Here is a 15,513-nt window from a genome sequence, read left to right on the forward strand (position 1 = left end):
AATTTTAGACAAATACAAATCGGCGATCTAATAAATACTTCACCATATAGCCCACAGTAAGACCAATCGCACCACCTATATATTGAGCCCCTTCAAAAGAAAAAAAATAAAAAAATAACATTTCTGTACCCCAGAAAATAAAAGTTGTAAATACACCCATCAAAGAATAAAGCCCAAATTTTTGTAGATTATCTTTTTTATTTTTCGTTTCATAACGAAAAATCCATTTTTTATCCAAAATATACTTAGTTACTAGACCTGCTAAGGTCCCTACCATTAGTGCCCCATACAAAACCCATTTACCTTCAAAAAAATGAAAGATGGGCCACTGGAATAAAAGATTAATGCCGGTAGCAATAAATGCAAAAAGGGTATATAGAATTATAAACATTGGATAAAGTGATGACCACGGGAAGTAGTGATTTGGCAAGGTGGATTGGGTTGATATGCCAAGAATTGTTTAAATCTTGTGTCATCTAATATGGCAATGTAGCTATGGTGAATAATATTTTCGTAACTTTGTTCATCTAAGAAATACTTTGAATGATAAATCAGTTGATGCTCAATCTCATGATTATCCTTTAGTAACAAATGCAATTCATGAGATACTGCTCTGTAGCCTATAAGTTGATATTTATCAAAATTTCTGTCTCGATAAAGCACTACTCTAGCTATATCTCGCCTTACAAAATTCTCCTCTGTATAGAAGTAATCTGCAAACAGATAGAGATCAGTTACTGAACGGTTTTGAGCAAGGATTTTAGAGAACCATGTTTGAGTATCTTTAAATAAACTAGAATCGTAGTAGCCAAGTTCAGTATAAATATAAGGATCGTATTTTTTAAATATAAAATCCTTAAAGCTATTCGCTTCTACGGCCAGTGCTTGGAACCCAAGAGCAATAAACCCAACAATAAATACTTTTTTAATTACCCTTGAGTGCGTTAAACATAATATAAAACCTATTGCCCAAAAAAGGAAAATAATTAAAAACGGATAGATAGGTGCAAAAAACCTTGTATCTAGTGGATCAAAATAAGATACCGTTGCACTATAAATTGTGAGCCCAACATAAATGCATACAGAAAACAGCGGAATACATATAGGAATATATTGCTTAAGATCCCTATATTGTTTTTTTATAAATACTTTACATAAAAAAAATAAAAAAAGAAAAGTAGCCAGCAGGTATAGAGATGAAATTGCTTGGTTATCAGTTGTAATTGTATCTACAAATCTTTCAATATTTATTGATATATTCCAAGGAGAGGGGATTCTTAGTCCATGGGTAGTTTGATCTTTTAAATAATTCCTAACTACCCATAATATAGATGGAACAGCTGATAATACTATTAATAGATAATATTTAAGTGAGCTAAAAGCGAATAATTTTTTATCAATTAGTCTTATAAAAAAAACATATAAAGCAAATAAAAAAATAGCATAATACCCAAGATATCGAGTAAGTGCCGTCAGTGATACAAGTATGGAAACAAAAATTAAATTTTTAAAATGCCTTGTCTTATAGTGCTTCATTAAAAAATAAACAACCGCTAGGGAGAAAGCTGTAAAAAGGTTCTCGCTCCATGCGTATTGATATACATATATAAACTTAATATTAAGGATGAGTAGGGCTACTGCGAAAATCTTAAGATAGATCTCATACTCAAATTCAAAAAAATCTAAGATTTTATTTACGAAATAAATAGCAAAAAATAATGAGATAGCTGCAATTAATGTTGCAGAAACCGCAGGAGAGGGGTGTATACACTCCATAGCCGCAATAAATAGTGGATACCCGGGCGACCATTGAGTTCTAAAACCAGAGAGATCAAAATGGTTAAATAAAAATAGCGAGGAATAAAGATAACCGCCTGAATCAGGGCTAAGAGCAATTCCTTTTTTGATCAGCCAAATATACCAAAAAACTGCAGGTATTAAGGAGATTAAAAAGGTAACATAATCTTCTAAGTTTAGTTTTTTAGTTTTTATCATCTAATTATCTGTTTTTAGCTAACACCAATATCTCCTTGAAGAAGGGAAAACGAAATAGCTACTAAGACTAATACTTGATGCCGATAGAAAAAAGAAATCAGTAATTTTCGAAATTGACTATCTAGGCCTGAAATTAAAGCAAAAGCAATAAACAAGTTAGTTAAAGCTAATGCCCACCATCTAAAAAAATCAGCTCCTAAAAAATACAAGGCAAGGGGGCTTAAAGCAGCAATAAATAAAAGTAGTTTTTTGCTATAGCCATTTTTATAAATATCTTCAAATATCAGACTAGCAATTAACAGCAGCGTAGGAATCAACACAAAAAATCTCTTAAAGTGCTTTGTTTTTGTTTTCTCTGTTTTTAACTGCACTACTGTAAAATTGAAATTTTCTTTAATTTCTCGGTTATGGACTACTGCCAATGAATCTTGCTGTACCCGATCTCCGTAAATACTAACAAGCTTTTCATAGTGCTGATTTAAAGTGCTATTTTGAGCTAATCCATAGGTAGAGACTATATAGGTAGTACACAAGAAGAGATTGGCTAAAACACTCAGTGTTATTTTAGCCTCTTTAGAGGAACTCAAATAAAAACCAAAAACAAGAACTAAAGGTATATAGATAAAAAAAGTAGCCTCATGAATAAGAATGGCTATGGTCATTAATAAATAAGCAAAGAAATAGGCAAATAGATTACTATTTTTATAAATGATCAATATAGAGAGTAAAGTAAGTATTAACCCAATCCCATCGGTTCGACCAAAATCATGATAAAAGTGTTGAATAGTCCCTGAATGAGAAAAAATAAACAGGAAAAACAGCAAATAACCGGTGGACTGCCAATAATCTTTAAAAGGTAGAATAAACACTAGTAATAGAGTAAGAAAAACCCCTAAGAAAATCCCATAAGCTAGCGTATTGGCTATTTCATAGCTCATTTGAAAGCCTAATTGGCGAAGGATTTCCCCTAATAATCCTCGTTTTAAAAATTCATCTTGATAATCAAATAAGAATTGCGTGTAACTCCAATTATCTATATAAGTTAACCCGGTATGACCATGACTATGAAACAGATGAGCAAGCAGGGCTAAGAATATAAAAACACCCAGCCAGTAGATTTTTTTTGCATCGTCTGTTTCTTTAAAGAACATCATATTTAGTACATTGAATGAATTAAAGCACCTTTAATCAGACAAAAAGCAATGACAATTAACGCTAAATATTGATTTTGATAAAAAAAGGAGATCAATAAATCTCGAAATTGGTTATCAATGCTAGCAATAATTCCAGTTACTAAAAATAAATTGGTTAGTGCTAATGCCCACCATCTAAAAAAATCATACCCTAAAGGATATAGGATAAGAGGGCTAAGCGCAGAAGCGAGAAATAACAGTTTTTTACTGATACTATTTTCCCTAATATCTTTATAAATCAAACCTGCATAAATTAAAAAAGTAGGTAATAAAGCAATAAACAGTGTAATATGCCCTGATATTATTTCTCTACTTCTCCGCTCACTGGTGATGTTTTCTATTATTATATTTATATTTTCCTGAATATACCGATTGTGAAGCACAGCCACTGCATTTTTATGTACTTGATCGCCATACATATGGACTAATTTTTCATAGTGCTGTTCTAAAGTACTGTTTTGTGCTAATCCGTAAGTAAAAACCATATATGTAATCAATAACAAAGCAGTTCCCAGTAGTAGGAGTCGTAGAATATTTTTCTTACTGCTGTCTAAATAAAAACTAAAAGCTAATACTAAGCAGTTGCCATGACTAGATAAACTAAGATATAAATCAATGGCTTTCTGATTTCATAAATCAGAAATAGACATAGCAAAGCTAAAATTAAATTGATACCATCAAAGTGTTCAAAGTCGTGATAAAAATGCAAAATAGTCCCAGAATGGGAAAAAACAAAAAGAAAAAATAGTAAAAACCCTGTAGATTGCCAATATCCTTTAAACGGATAAGTCATTACAATTAATAATGCAGCACAAACTGCAAAGAAAATACCATAGGCAATATAAGTGGCTAACTCATAGCTCATGGTAAATCCTAGCTGGCGAACTATCTCCCCAAATAATTAAATAAGAAGTGTGTATACTCCCAATAGCGTAGTTCTCCCCCTGTATAGCTATTAATTATTAGAAGTAAAAGGATAAATAATCCGAGCCAGAAAATCTTTTTAAGATCGCCAGTTTCTTTAAAGAGCATTTTTAGTTGTAAAGCTCAAGATCTTTAAAAAAGAGATTACCACCCATAGATACACCTAATTCTCCTTTAATCAGGCAAAAAATAATGGCAACCAATACTAAGTACTGGTATCGATGAAAAAAGGAAATAAGTAAATCTCGAAATCGATCATCAATCCCTGCAATGATTGCCGTAACTAGAAATAAATTAGTGAGGCTCAAAGACCACCATCGGTAAAAATCATAGCCTAAAGGATATAGGGCAAGTGGGCTTAATGCGGAGGCAAAGAGTAGTAATTTTTTAGTGTAACCGTTTTTCTTAATATCCTCTGAAATCAAGTCTGCATAGATAAGAAAGGTAGGAAATAGGGTAATAAAAAGTATAAGATGCTCTTTTTTGATCTCAGAGCCATATTTTTTTATATCTAACGCAACAAGGCGCATATTTTCTTTAATACCTCGATCATGAAGTACTGCTATTGCTCCTTTAGCGATGGTTACCTCATTACTATCATCTCCATAGATATTGATCAGTTTTTTGTAATGCTGATCTAAGGTGGAATGCTTGGCTGTACCATAGTAGAAAATGGCAGTAGTCATGAGTAATAAAGCTATTCCGAATAACAGTAATTGCAGAATATTTTTTTTACTGCTATTTAAATAAAGGCTAAAAGCAAAAATTAAGGGAATATAGGTAAAAAAAGTACCTTCATGGACAAGAAGAGCAGCTGCCATAAATGGGTAGGCTAAAAAATAAGCCCATGGCTTTTTTATTTTATATATGACAAGTAAAGCACATAAAGAAAGAACCAAACAAACTCCATCTAAGGCACCAAAATTATCATAAAAATGTTGAACCGTACCTGAGTGGGAGAGAACAAAAAGAAAAAATAATACGCAACCAGTCGATTGCCAATAGCCTTTAAAAGGTATAATGATAGTAATCAATAATGCAGCACAGACTGAGAGAAAAATACCATAAGCGATGTAAAGAGCTGAATCATAGCTCATGGCAACCCCTAGCTGGCGAATAATCTCTCCAACTAATCCCCGTTTAACAAATTCATCTTGGTAATTAAATAATAGATGGGTATATAACCAATCTGATGGAAAGGGAGTGTAGTAACTCTTAAGGGTAATAAGCGTTAGAAGGACAAATAATCCTATCCAATAGAGTTTTCTAAACTCATTTGTTTCTTTTAAAAAGAGCATTTTTTTAATATCTAAGACTTCCACCAATAGTACAAAATACGATGGCAATTAAGGTTAAATTTTGGTGTCGGTAAAAGAAAGAGACTAAAAATTCACGAAAACTCTTATCCGTAGCTGCGATCAAAGCCATAGCTACAAAAAAATTGGTGATAGACATCCCCCACCACCTATAAAAACTAGCAGCAATAGGATATAAAGCAAGGGGGCTAAATGCAGAGGCAAGCAATATTAATTTCTTACTATAACCATCTCTTTTGATTTCTTCGTAGCAGAAAAGAAGGTAAATTAATAAAGTAGGCAGTAAAAGAATGAGTATTCGTTTGTTTTCCTTAGCCTTATAAGCACTCTTTTTATTTTTTACATACAGATAATTTTCCTCTAATCCTCGATCATGGAGTACTTCAACTGCCTCGTAATATACATGATCCCCATAGGTATTGACTAACTCTGAATAGTGCTCATCTAGGGTAGAATTTTTAGTCATGCCGTTGTAAAAAACAGCAGTAGTCGTCAATAATAATGCACCCGAGAGAAGTAGTAGCTGTAATATATTTTTTTTACTGCTATCTAAATAGAAGCTAAATGCTAATACTAACGGTATAAACATGAGTAGTGCTGCTTCATGAATTAAAATAGCTATAACCATTAGGGCATAGGCAAGAATATAAACAGGTGGCTTTTTAATTTTATAGATAAGAAAAATACATAGTAGAGATAGGATAAAATTGATGTTATCAAAATGCCCTAAAGTCCTATAAAAACCTTGAAAAGTGCCTGAATTTGAAAGTGCAAAAAGAAAAAATAGTAAAAACCCTGTAGATTGCCAATAGCCTTTAAAGGGACAAATAATAGCTATAAGTAGGGAAAAAGAGGCAATAATGAAAACGCAGTAGCCAATTACATGAGCTAATTTATAGCTCATTTGAAAATCAAGTTGCCTAAAGATTTCCCCTACTAACCCTCGTTTTATAAAACCATCTTGATAGTTAAATAGATAATGAGTATAAGCACTATCATCCATAATGGCCCAGTTAATATGGATATGATATTTATAAAAAGTATGGATAAGTAAAATTAAAAAAATACCTAGTCCGAGCCATGCAATCTTTTTAAGATCTCTATTTTCTTTTAAAAAACTCATCTACTTTTCTCTTTTTATATATATAAAATCCAAATAAATGCACCTATCCACCCTATTAAAGTAAGCTGGATGAATAAATCACGCAGTAGTATTTTGGAGGGATTACCACTTCTTTCTTCTACAAAAGTAATTTGCATATAGCGAAGCACACCAAGCAACACAAAAACAGAGGTTAGATATAAATTATCGGTATGTAATCTCAGTGCAACTTCAGCAGAAATAGACCATAAGATATAGGCTAGAATTACAATTGAAGCACACATGATCATGGATAAATCAAGAAATTGTAAATTGTACCCATCAATCACTTTACGGAGTTTTTGATCCGTATTTAGGTAAATGAGGACATCATCTCGCCGTTTTGCCAGAGATAAAAAAAGTGCTAGTAAAAAAGTCATCACAATGATCCAGTGAGATAGCATCACTTGAGTAGCCTCTGCACCTATAAAAAGACGAATTACAAAACCCGAAGCGATAATGATTACGTCAATAATGGCAATGTGTTTTAGTTTAAGGCTATAAGTAAGATTTAAAATTAAGTAGATAAATGTGATTAATAAAGTATTTAAGGATAGTGACCATAAAATATATCCACCGCTTAATAAAAGTAGGCCCAAAAAACCAAAAGCAGTAGAAATCGTTATTTGTCCTGATGCAAGGGGGCGGGTATATTTTTGTGGATGACGGGCATCTTCTTCTCTATCTATCCAGTCGTTAAATATATATATAGCGCTGGCAATGAGGGAAAAACCAATAAAAGCAATCGCTGCTTTTGTGAAGGTTTCTATATTAGTGATTTGGAATCCAAAAAAAGCAGGTAGAAAAATAAATAGATTTTTCGTGTACTGGTAGGGTCTAGCAAGTTTTATAAGATGGTTAATCATATTCTATATTTTTATATATCTATCAGTAGAGTAAAGAAATAATACTTTTCTCCAAGGAAGAATGCAGTATAGATAGTTTATTCGCTTTTTCGAATAAAACGAATAATTTGCCGCCGATCTTTCTTAGAGGGTCGCCCTTGGGTAGATATTCCTAAATGGGCTCGTTCTTCTTTAAGCTGAGTTGCAAGTGCTTGTCTTTTAGCTTGGCTTTGCTCCGTTTCTTGATATAAAGTTGCAGCATCAAGTGCAGATCGTCGCTGTTTAGAAAGATTAAGAACTTCAATTTCATACTCAAACTGCTCACGGCGAATTAAGAGATGATCCCCAATGTTTACTCTATGACTAGATTTAGCTCGCTGATGATTAAGGTGTACTTTACCACCACTGACTGCTTCTGAGGCAAGGCTACGGGTTTTAAAAAATCTTGCTGCCCAGAGCCATTTATCAATACGGATTTTTTCATCTTCAGCCATACATTGAAAGTTATCCCAAATAAGTTTGTAAAAAACGGATAATTCTCTGATCTAGCCAATATTCCATATTCCATGGAAAGCTACCACTGACAAACCCTACATGCCCCCCTTGTTGGCTTAGCTCTAATTGTACTGAATCGGAAAGATCTGCCTCTGAAGGAATAGCTGTTTGAGGCAAGAAAGGATCGTCTTTACTATGAAGGATAAGGGTAGGTGTTTTTATTTTAGCTAAAAATTGTTTGCAGCTAGATTGTTGCCAATAATCATAGGCATCTCTAAATCCATGAAGTGGGGCAGTTACTAAGTTATCAAACTCTTCAAATGTCTGTACTTTTCTTAAAGCCTTTAGGTTGAAGGGACAATTTTTATTAGAAAATTTACGATGCATAGAGTGCTTGAGTACTCTAATTAAAGAAATTTGATATATTTTTGAATCTTTTTGAGCAAGCTGCTGTGCAGCTTGCTGCAGATCAAAAGGAACTGAAATCCCAACCGCACTTTTTAAATAATTTTGTTTAATTTGAGTGCCCAACCATTTCAGGAGTACATTTCCACCCAAAGAATAACCAATAGCGGCAAGTGGGGTATTAGGCTCTCTTTCTTGCAGAATATTAAGTACGGTTTGAAAATCTGCCGTATCTCCTGAATGATAGCCCCGATTTAGGCGATTAGGCTCTCCACTGCACCCCCGAAAGTGCATTAATACACCTCGCCATCCTTGATGAGCAATGGCTGCTAAAATTCCAGAAGCATATCGAGAACGATAGGATCCCTCTAATCCATGAAGAATCACAACAATAGGGCTCTTTCCTTGCCCGCTCCAAGTGAGATCTAAAAAATCTCCATCAGGGAGCTCTAAACGCTCCCATAAAAGTAAAGTTTTCGGACGAGTACGAAACCGTGCCCCCCAAATAGTTTGTAAATGCGAATTTGAAAGCCACCAAGGAGCTTGAAAATCACTTGAAATAATCATGAACTAAGACTTTGGCTGAGAACTTTGAGCAAGCGTACTCTCGCTCTCTAAAGTAGAAATATCTTGGGTAATCGTCTCTCCTCGACTGATAGAGCGTAATAAGCGGCGCATAATTTTCCCTGATCGGGTTTTAGGTAGGTTATCGACAAACTTAATTTCATCTGGTCGAGCAATAGAACCTATTTGGTGAGAAACCCAAGTTTTTAACTCTTGTGTTAAAAGGTTTTGTTTTTCCTCATCCAAGTTTTCAATACTTTTTAAGGTAATATAAGCAAGAATAGCCTCCCCTTTAATCTTATCAGGACGACCAATAACAGCCGCTTCTGCCACTTGAGGGTGAGCAACTAGTGCTGATTCAATTTCCATCGTACCCAAACGATGACCTGCCACATTTAAGATGTCATCATCTCTGCCTAGAATCCAAAAATACCCATCTTCATCTAAATGAGCACTATCTCCAGCAAGATAGTATTTACCTTTAAATTTACCCCAGTAAATATCATAGTAACTTTGGTTATCTCCCCAAATAGTACGCACCATAGAGGGCCATGGTTGAGTAATCACCAAATGTCCCCCTTCATGGGAAGAAGTTACTAGATTGCCTTCTTCATCCATAATAGCAGCACAAATACCTGGTAAGGGCAGGGTGCAGGAACCCGGTTTTGTAGGTACAGCCCCCGGCACAGGTGCAATCATATGAACCCCTGTTTCTGTTTGCCACCAGGTATCTACAATGGGGCAGCGTCCTTGACCAATCACTTGGTGATACCATATCCAAGCTTCTGGATTAATAGGCTCTCCTACCGATCCGAGTAATCTTAATCGTGAAAGATCATAAGATTCGGGTATTTCCTTACCCATTTTCATAAATAACCGAATAGCAGTAGGGGCAGTATAGAAAATACTTACCCCATGATTTTGGCAAATTTTCCAGAATCTCCCCCCATCAGGAAAAGAGGGTGCCCCCTCATAAATCACCATAGTTGCACCTACCGCAAGGGGACCATAGGCAACATAACTATGACCTGTAATCCAGCCTACATCTGCAGTGCACCAAAAAATATCCTCATGGCGAATATCAAATACCCACTTCATGGTGGTAATAGTGCCTAATAAATAACCTGCACTGCTATGTTGAATCCCTTTAGGTTTACCTGTAGATCCGGAAGTATAGAGGATAAAAAGAGGATGTTCTGCATTCACCCAAGTAGGCGTACATTGATCATGAACATTTGCCTCAGCCTCATGCCACCAAATATCTCGCCCCTGTTCTATAGTAATACTTTGATTCGTACACTTGAGCACAATCACTTGCTCAATAGTAGTGCATCCCTTAGCTAAGGCTTTATCAGCAGCTGTTTTTAAGGGAATAATTTTGCCACCTCGATAACCACTATCGGCAGTAATGAGTAGTTTAGCGCCGGTATTTTCAATCCGATCTTTTAAAGCTTCGGCAGAAAATCCTCCGAATACTACAGAATGAATGGCACCAATTCGGGCACAAGCCTGCATAGCGATAATGGCTTCAGATATCATGGGTAGGTAAATGACTACCCGATCTCCTATACCTATTCCTTGATTTTTAAGCACATTAGCAAAGCGGCAAACTCGTTGATATAATTGACGGTAAGTTAGAGTAGTGACTTCCCCAGATTCTCTCTCAGAGATAATGGCAATTTTCCCTCCATTTGTTTCAAGATGGCGATCTATACAGTTAAAAGAAACATTTAAAGTACCTTCTATAAACCAGCCATAAAAAGGAGGATTACTTCTATCTAGGACCGTATCAAACTCTTGGTGCCAAGTCAGCTCTGTTTTCGCTTGAGTTGCCCAAAAACTTTCAAAATCCCTATTTGCAGTGCTACGAATTGCATGTAAAGCATCTTTGCTCGAGATATGCGCAGCTGCCGAAAATTCTGAGGAGGGGAAAAAAATGCGTTTTTCGTGTAAGATGGATTCAATATTTTCTTTGTTCATAAATCCAAGTTTATTCTAAATTTAAACTAGATAAAAACGGTGATTCTTTAACTGTTTTTATCTTAGAAATGGATGAAGAGTATAATCACGCTATTTTAGCAAATTCCTTATTGATAATCTTTTAAATCAAGGAGAATATATGAGCGTACTTGTAACCCAAAGTGCCCCTAACTTTACTGCCCCGGCAGTGATGGCAGATGGAACCATTAAAGAAAATTTTCATCTTTCCGATTTTCGTGGTAAATACGTAGTCCTGTTTTTCTATCCCTTAGATTTTACTTTTGTGTGCCCTTCAGAAGTACTTGCCCATAATAGTCGTTTAGGTGAATTTAAAAAGCGCAATGTGGAAGTCATTGGTGTATCCATTGATTCTCAGTTTAGCCATCACGCATGGCGTAATACCCCAGTGGCTCAAGGTGGAATTGGAAAAGTTGGGTTTCCTTTAGTGGCTGATGTAACCCATGAAATCACTAGAACTTATGGGATAGAACATCCTGATGGGGTTGCACTAAGAGCTTCTTTCCTAATTGATGGAGATGGTGTTGTACAACACCAAGTTGTAAATAATTTACCTTTAGGTCGCTCTGTTGACGAAATGCTTCGCTTGATTGACGCACTTCAATTTACCGAAGAACATGGAGAGGTATGTCCTGCTGGCTGGCATAAGGGTGATGAAGCAATTACTCCTACTGCAGAAGGAGTGGCTCAGTATTTAGCTAAGAACGCCGCTAATTTATAAAGTAGTAATTGGCAGCCGCCTAGCGTATTGAGCGGCTGCTACTCTACTTATAAATATTAATACTGTTGTTTTTCTCTGATTTCATCTAAAGTTTTACAATCGATACATAGAGTTGCGGTAGGCCTTGCCTCTAAGCGCTTAATTCCTATTTCTGCACCGCAGGTTTCACAGTAGCCATATTCACCATGATCTAAATGTTTTAAACACTGATTTATTTTTGTGATGAGTTTACGTTCTCTATCTCGTGCTCGTAGCTCTAGAGTAAACTCCTCCTCTTGAGAGGCTCTATCGTTTGGATCTGGAAAATTCATTGCTTCATCTTGCATATGATGCACTGTACGACTGACCTCTTCTATAAGCTGTTGTTTCCAGTCTTGCAACACTTGGCGAAAATAGTTCATTTGATTTTTGCCCATATACTCTTCACCCGGGCTCCGCTTATAGGGAGCGCGCTTAATATCAGGCTGATCTGAGCTCTTTTTTTTACTTACGGCCATATCTTTGGATCCTACTACTATGGGATAAAATTATTGTGAATGATATATAATAAAAACACAACAAAACCTACTATTCTAAATAAATTATTTTTATAAAGAAAGTAATTTCAAAGTGATTTTATAGTTAATATTTTCATCTACCCTAAAGTATATAGACCATAATGAAACTGAGAGGATTAATTTTTGATGTAGATGGTACCCTAGCAGAAACAGAACGAGAGGGACACCGAGTTGCATTTAATCAAGCATTTAAGGAATCGGGCTTAGATTGGTATTGGGGCACTAGACTTTATGGCACGCTTTTAAGAATAAGTGGAGGAAAAGAACGTATTCTTCATTATGTAAATCAGTATCAGCCTAATTTTATTCCCCCTATTGCCATTGATGAATTTATTACTCAGCTTCATCAGATCAAAAATCAATATTATCTTCAATTACTTAAAGAGGGAAAAATTCCTTTTCGTCCTGGCATTGCTCGCTTGATTTCCGAAACTAAAACAAAGGGCTTAAAACTTGGGATTGCAACCACGACTACTGAAGAAAATGTAATAGGCTTACTACAAGCTCATTTTGGAGACGAAGGACCTAAATGGTTTGATTGTATTGCTGCAGGAGATATGGTGAGAAATAAAAAACCTGCCTCTGATATTTATTATTACTGCTTACAAAAATTAGGGCTGAATGCAAACCAATGTATTGCTTTTGAAGATTCAGAAAATGGTGTTAAAGCAGCGATAGGTGCTCAAATTAAAACTATTGTGACTGTGAATGACTATACCAAAAATGAAAATTTTTCTGGAGCAACTTTAATACTAGATCATTTAGGCGATCCTCAATTTCCTACAAAGATACCCAATGAAGAAAATCTCGACTATGTAGCTACTGATTTTTTAATGAGACTATTTACAGAATAATAAAAATCACAAGTAAAGCTTTTTGTATGATGAAGGCTCTATAGGAAATTGCATTTCAATATAGTCTGTGTATCCATTTTGATCTTAACTCAGTATTGGTGACAAAAAATGGATTTTAAACGTACTAAATTTATCACATTTGTTAATAGATTTAGCTAATTATAGAGTTATAACTAGAGATATTATTTTTATTTTATAAAAATATTATTCAATATAATGAATTTATTTAATCCAAAGTTAGAGAATCAAACTTTAATATTTAGATAATTTGGCATGATCGTTGCTCCTTTATAGCGTGAAGACTGCGTAATTTAAGAATTACGCTTTTTAACAAAACAGAGGAGATTAACAATGACTTACCGTACTTGTACTGCACTATTAATTACTGGCTCTTTATTTGCCTTAACTGCAAATGCAACACCACTCACTGTGAGCTCTTCTATTGGAGGCGCACCTACTGAAAGTGGTATTTTTTATGAGAATTTTGATTCGCTTCCTGGATTAGGAGTACCTACTAATACTTCCACTACTGGTACCTATAATCTAGTACTTCCACTACTGGTACCTATAATCTAGATAACAGTCTTTCCGTAGATTTTAATGGTGGTATGGTTTTCCAAGGTTCACAATCTGAGGTAGCTGCTGCTCCCTATTTATCCGGTGATAATGGTAATAACTTTGGTAATAACCCATCCACTGGTCAAGATAATTCACCTTATCTCGTTGCAGGTGCCGGTGGTGCTGGAAATACGATTACTTTTAATTTTAGCCAAGGGCAAATGTATTTAGGATTATTATGGGGATCGGTAGATAATAGTAACGTACTAAAGTTTTATGATGGAAGCACTTATATTGGTGAGGTTACAGGATCTGAGTTAAATTCAATTACTAAAAATTCAGACAACCAAGGATTAAATGGTACTGTCTATGCCAATATTAATTCAGATACCGCATTTAATAGGGTGGTAGCAATAGGTAATTCACCTTCCTTTGAATTTGATAATATGGCTTTTAGTCAACATAATGTAGATATACCAGAACCCGGTGTTTTAGGGTTATTAGGGTTAGGGTTGCTTTTAATGAGTTTAACTCCTTCTAATCGGAGAAATTCTATGAGTAATAGTATGATTGCTTAATCATTGCTCGATTAGCATTTATATCTCTCCAGTTACTTTTTATATATCCCCCTAGTGAATAGGGGGATTTTTTTATGTAAGGTTTTGAAAACTTATACATGAATAAATTTCAGTTCAGGAATTGATTAAATCAGATCCAGTAACTCTTCCAAATTACTTACCTTTACTAGCGAAGCCAGCAGAAAGAGAAAAATAAAACTTCTTTATTCATTTCAGAGGCAGCTATACTTTAGGTTATCTACTTCATAGTACAAAACTCTACTTTTTCTCTTCTATTGGTATTTAATGCTCCTCATTCATCTACCTATTATTAGTTTTACCAAGTATTAGTGACAAAAATGAATGATAGATGTACCAAATTTATCACTTTTATTAATGAATTGAGCTATTCTTAAAGGCAATATTTTTATATTTTAAAAAAACATTACTTAATATAATTAATCTATTTCATCTAAATAGAGAGAATTAAACTTTAATATTTAGATAATTTGGCATGATTGTTGCTCCTTTAATAGCGTAGTTTAAGAATTACGTCTTAGCAAAATAGAGGAGATTAACAATGACTTACCGTGCTTGCACTGCATTATTGATGATTACTGGATCTTTATTTGCATTCACTGTAAATGCGACACCACTCACTGTAAGTTCTTCTATTGGAGGCGCACCTACTGAAAGTGGTATTTTTTATGAGAACTTTGATTCACTCCCTATTGGTACCTATGGCACCCCTACTAATACTGTTGCCTATAACTTAAGTAATGGTCTTTCCGTAGATTTTAATGGTGGTATGGTTTTCCAAGGTTCACAATCTGGGGTAGCTGCTGCTCCTTATTTATCAGGTAATAATAGTGATAACTTTGAAAATATCGCATCAACCGGTCAAGATAATTCACCTTATCTAGTTGCAGGTGCTGGCGGATCTCAAAATACGATTACTTTTAATTTTAGCCAAGGGCAGATGTATTTGGGCTTATTATGGGGATCTGTAGATCATGATAATACATTAAGTTTTTACGACTCAAATAATAATTTGATCGGTACAGTGACTGGATCAGCTGTATTAACATCAGCCAATGGGAATCAGGGTATAAATGGTACTACTTATGTCAATATTAGCTCAAATATTGCATTTAATAAGGTTGTAGCATCGAGCACAAGCCCTTCCTTTGAGCTTGATAATATGGCTTTCAAAGCTAGTACAACTGTGCCAGAACCAACTATTCTAGGATTATTTGGATTAGGATTACTCTTAATGGGTGTGGCTCCTTTTAATCAGAGAAATGCTATAAGTAGTATGATTGCTTAGTTGTTAGCCAGTTATTTTTCATAAGCTCTCTAATAAATAGGGGGTATTATACAAATAACTACT

General features: G+C 34.8%; 17 protein-coding genes. 5 read left to right on the plus strand and 12 right to left on the minus strand.

The genetic code is table 11. The features are described 5' to 3' along the window. Nucleotides 1–4: 4 nt before the first annotated feature. The 11 genes from OOL07_RS04110 to acs all read right to left on the minus strand — a co-directional run bounded on the left by OOL07_RS04110 (nucleotide 5) and on the right by acs (nucleotide 10,858). Nucleotides 5–391, minus strand: a complete 387-nt coding sequence (locus OOL07_RS04110; protein ID WP_264695144.1) for a GtrA family protein — start codon at nucleotides 389–391, stop codon at nucleotides 5–7. Beyond that, nucleotides 382–1,995, minus strand: a complete 1,614-nt coding sequence (locus OOL07_RS04115; protein ID WP_264695145.1) for an ArnT family glycosyltransferase — start codon at nucleotides 1,993–1,995, stop codon at nucleotides 382–384. The genes OOL07_RS04110 and OOL07_RS04115 overlap by 10 nt, the downstream gene beginning before the upstream one ends. 14 nt (nucleotides 1,996–2,009) lie before the next feature. Then, entirely contained in the window at nucleotides 2,010–3,149 is a 1,140-nt protein-coding gene (locus tag OOL07_RS04120) for a hypothetical protein (protein ID WP_264695146.1), read from the minus strand. Between the two features lie 2 nt (nucleotides 3,150–3,151). Continuing rightward, on the minus strand, nucleotides 3,152–3,691 hold the full coding sequence (locus OOL07_RS04125) for a hypothetical protein (RefSeq protein WP_264695147.1): 540 nt from the start codon (nucleotides 3,689–3,691) through the stop codon (nucleotides 3,152–3,154). Between the two features lie 71 nt (nucleotides 3,692–3,762). After that, nucleotides 3,763–4,053: a hypothetical protein gene (locus OOL07_RS04130; protein WP_264695148.1), complete on the minus strand. Its 291-nt coding sequence runs from the start codon at nucleotides 4,051–4,053 to the stop codon at nucleotides 3,763–3,765. Nucleotides 4,054–4,222: 169 nt separating this feature from the next. Beyond that, nucleotides 4,223–5,410 (minus strand): hypothetical protein, encoded by a 1,188-nt coding sequence (locus tag OOL07_RS04135; protein WP_264695150.1) that lies wholly within the window; start codon nucleotides 5,408–5,410, stop codon nucleotides 4,223–4,225. Nucleotides 5,411–5,414: 4 nt separating this feature from the next. Then, a complete protein-coding gene (locus OOL07_RS04140; protein ID WP_264695152.1) occupies nucleotides 5,415–6,551 on the minus strand; it encodes a hypothetical protein in 1,137 nt (378 codons plus the stop codon). Between the two features lie 14 nt (nucleotides 6,552–6,565). Beyond that, nucleotides 6,566–7,435, minus strand: coding sequence for a UbiA prenyltransferase family protein (locus OOL07_RS04145; protein WP_264695153.1), 870 nt, complete (start codon nucleotides 7,433–7,435; stop codon nucleotides 6,566–6,568). A gap of 77 nt (nucleotides 7,436–7,512) precedes the next feature. Beyond that, nucleotides 7,513–7,908, minus strand: a complete 396-nt coding sequence (locus OOL07_RS04150) for an RNA-binding S4 domain-containing protein (protein WP_264695155.1) — start codon at nucleotides 7,906–7,908, stop codon at nucleotides 7,513–7,515. A 10-nt stretch (nucleotides 7,909–7,918) separates the two neighbouring features. Then, nucleotides 7,919–8,881, minus strand: a complete 963-nt coding sequence (locus tag OOL07_RS04155; RefSeq protein ID WP_264695157.1) for a hydrolase — start codon at nucleotides 8,879–8,881, stop codon at nucleotides 7,919–7,921. 3 nt (nucleotides 8,882–8,884) lie between these two features. Next, nucleotides 8,885–10,858 carry an acetate--CoA ligase gene (acs, locus tag OOL07_RS04160; protein ID WP_264695158.1) on the minus strand — a complete coding sequence of 658 codons (1,974 nt, stop codon included), beginning with the start codon at nucleotides 10,856–10,858 and terminating at the stop codon, nucleotides 8,885–8,887. A gap of 139 nt (nucleotides 10,859–10,997) precedes the next feature. Here acs and OOL07_RS04165 point away from each other — a divergent pair, with 139 nt between their 5' ends. Next, entirely contained in the window at nucleotides 10,998–11,597 is a 600-nt protein-coding gene (locus tag OOL07_RS04165) for a peroxiredoxin (protein WP_264695160.1), read from the plus strand. Between the two features lie 56 nt (nucleotides 11,598–11,653). Here OOL07_RS04165 and dksA read toward each other — a convergent pair whose 3' ends face one another. Next, nucleotides 11,654–12,094: an RNA polymerase-binding protein DksA gene (gene dksA, locus OOL07_RS04170; protein ID WP_264695162.1), complete on the minus strand. Its 441-nt coding sequence runs from the start codon at nucleotides 12,092–12,094 to the stop codon at nucleotides 11,654–11,656. 161 nt (nucleotides 12,095–12,255) lie between these two features. Between dksA and OOL07_RS04175 the strand changes: the two genes are divergently transcribed. From OOL07_RS04175 to OOL07_RS04190, 4 genes are all read left to right on the plus strand, one after another. Beyond that, on the plus strand, nucleotides 12,256–13,008 hold the full coding sequence (locus tag OOL07_RS04175; protein WP_264695164.1) for an HAD family hydrolase: 753 nt from the start codon (nucleotides 12,256–12,258) through the stop codon (nucleotides 13,006–13,008). Nucleotides 13,009–13,359: 351 nt separating this feature from the next. Further along, entirely contained in the window at nucleotides 13,360–13,584 is a 225-nt protein-coding gene (locus OOL07_RS04180) for a hypothetical protein (RefSeq protein WP_264695166.1), read from the plus strand. A gap of 32 nt (nucleotides 13,585–13,616) precedes the next feature. Further along, nucleotides 13,617–14,144, plus strand: coding sequence for an Npun_F0296 family exosortase-dependent surface protein (locus OOL07_RS04185; protein ID WP_264695168.1), 528 nt, complete (start codon nucleotides 13,617–13,619; stop codon nucleotides 14,142–14,144). 559 nt (nucleotides 14,145–14,703) lie between these two features. Further along, complete coding sequence (locus OOL07_RS04190; protein WP_264695169.1) at nucleotides 14,704–15,450, plus strand: Npun_F0296 family exosortase-dependent surface protein; 747 nt, start codon at nucleotides 14,704–14,706, stop codon at nucleotides 15,448–15,450. Nucleotides 15,451–15,513 lie beyond the last annotated feature (63 nt).

Origin of the sequence: Candidatus Nitrosacidococcus sp. I8, assembly GCF_945836005.1 — a bacterium.
Classification (GTDB): Bacteria; Pseudomonadota; Gammaproteobacteria; order Nitrosococcales; family Nitrosococcaceae; genus Nitrosacidococcus.

Bases quoted from the DNA above. Each gene is read 5' to 3' on its own strand.
- OOL07_RS04190 (WP_264695169.1), top strand. From the start codon at position 14,704: ATGACTTACCGTGCTTGCACTGCATTATTGATGATTACTGGATCTTTA.
- OOL07_RS04120 (WP_264695146.1), bottom strand. From the start codon at position 3,149: ATGATGTTCTTTAAAGAAACAGACGATGCAAAAAAAATCTACTGGCTG.
- OOL07_RS04175 (WP_264695164.1), top strand. From the start codon at position 12,256: ATGAAACTGAGAGGATTAATTTTTGATGTAGATGGTACCCTAGCAGAA.
- OOL07_RS04110 (WP_264695144.1), bottom strand. From the start codon at position 391: ATGTTTATAATTCTATATACCCTTTTTGCATTTATTGCTACCGGCATT.
- OOL07_RS04180 (WP_264695166.1), top strand. From the start codon at position 13,360: ATGACTTACCGTACTTGTACTGCACTATTAATTACTGGCTCTTTATTT.
- dksA (WP_264695162.1), bottom strand. From the start codon at position 12,094: ATGGCCGTAAGTAAAAAAAAGAGCTCAGATCAGCCTGATATTAAGCGC.
- OOL07_RS04165 (WP_264695160.1), top strand. From the start codon at position 10,998: ATGAGCGTACTTGTAACCCAAAGTGCCCCTAACTTTACTGCCCCGGCA.
- OOL07_RS04130 (WP_264695148.1), bottom strand. From the start codon at position 4,053: ATGAGCTATGAGTTAGCCACTTATATTGCCTATGGTATTTTCTTTGCA.
- OOL07_RS04115 (WP_264695145.1), bottom strand. From the start codon at position 1,995: ATGATAAAAACTAAAAAACTAAACTTAGAAGATTATGTTACCTTTTTA.
- OOL07_RS04145 (WP_264695153.1), bottom strand. From the start codon at position 7,435: ATGATTAACCATCTTATAAAACTTGCTAGACCCTACCAGTACACGAAA.
- OOL07_RS04155 (WP_264695157.1), bottom strand. From the start codon at position 8,881: ATGATTATTTCAAGTGATTTTCAAGCTCCTTGGTGGCTTTCAAATTCG.
- OOL07_RS04150 (WP_264695155.1), bottom strand. From the start codon at position 7,908: ATGGCTGAAGATGAAAAAATCCGTATTGATAAATGGCTCTGGGCAGCA.
- OOL07_RS04135 (WP_264695150.1), bottom strand. From the start codon at position 5,410: ATGCTCTTTTTAAAAGAAACAAATGAGTTTAGAAAACTCTATTGGATA.
- OOL07_RS04140 (WP_264695152.1), bottom strand. From the start codon at position 6,551: ATGAGTTTTTTAAAAGAAAATAGAGATCTTAAAAAGATTGCATGGCTC.
- acs (WP_264695158.1), bottom strand. From the start codon at position 10,858: ATGAACAAAGAAAATATTGAATCCATCTTACACGAAAAACGCATTTTT.
- OOL07_RS04185 (WP_264695168.1), top strand. From the start codon at position 13,617: ATGGTTTTCCAAGGTTCACAATCTGAGGTAGCTGCTGCTCCCTATTTA.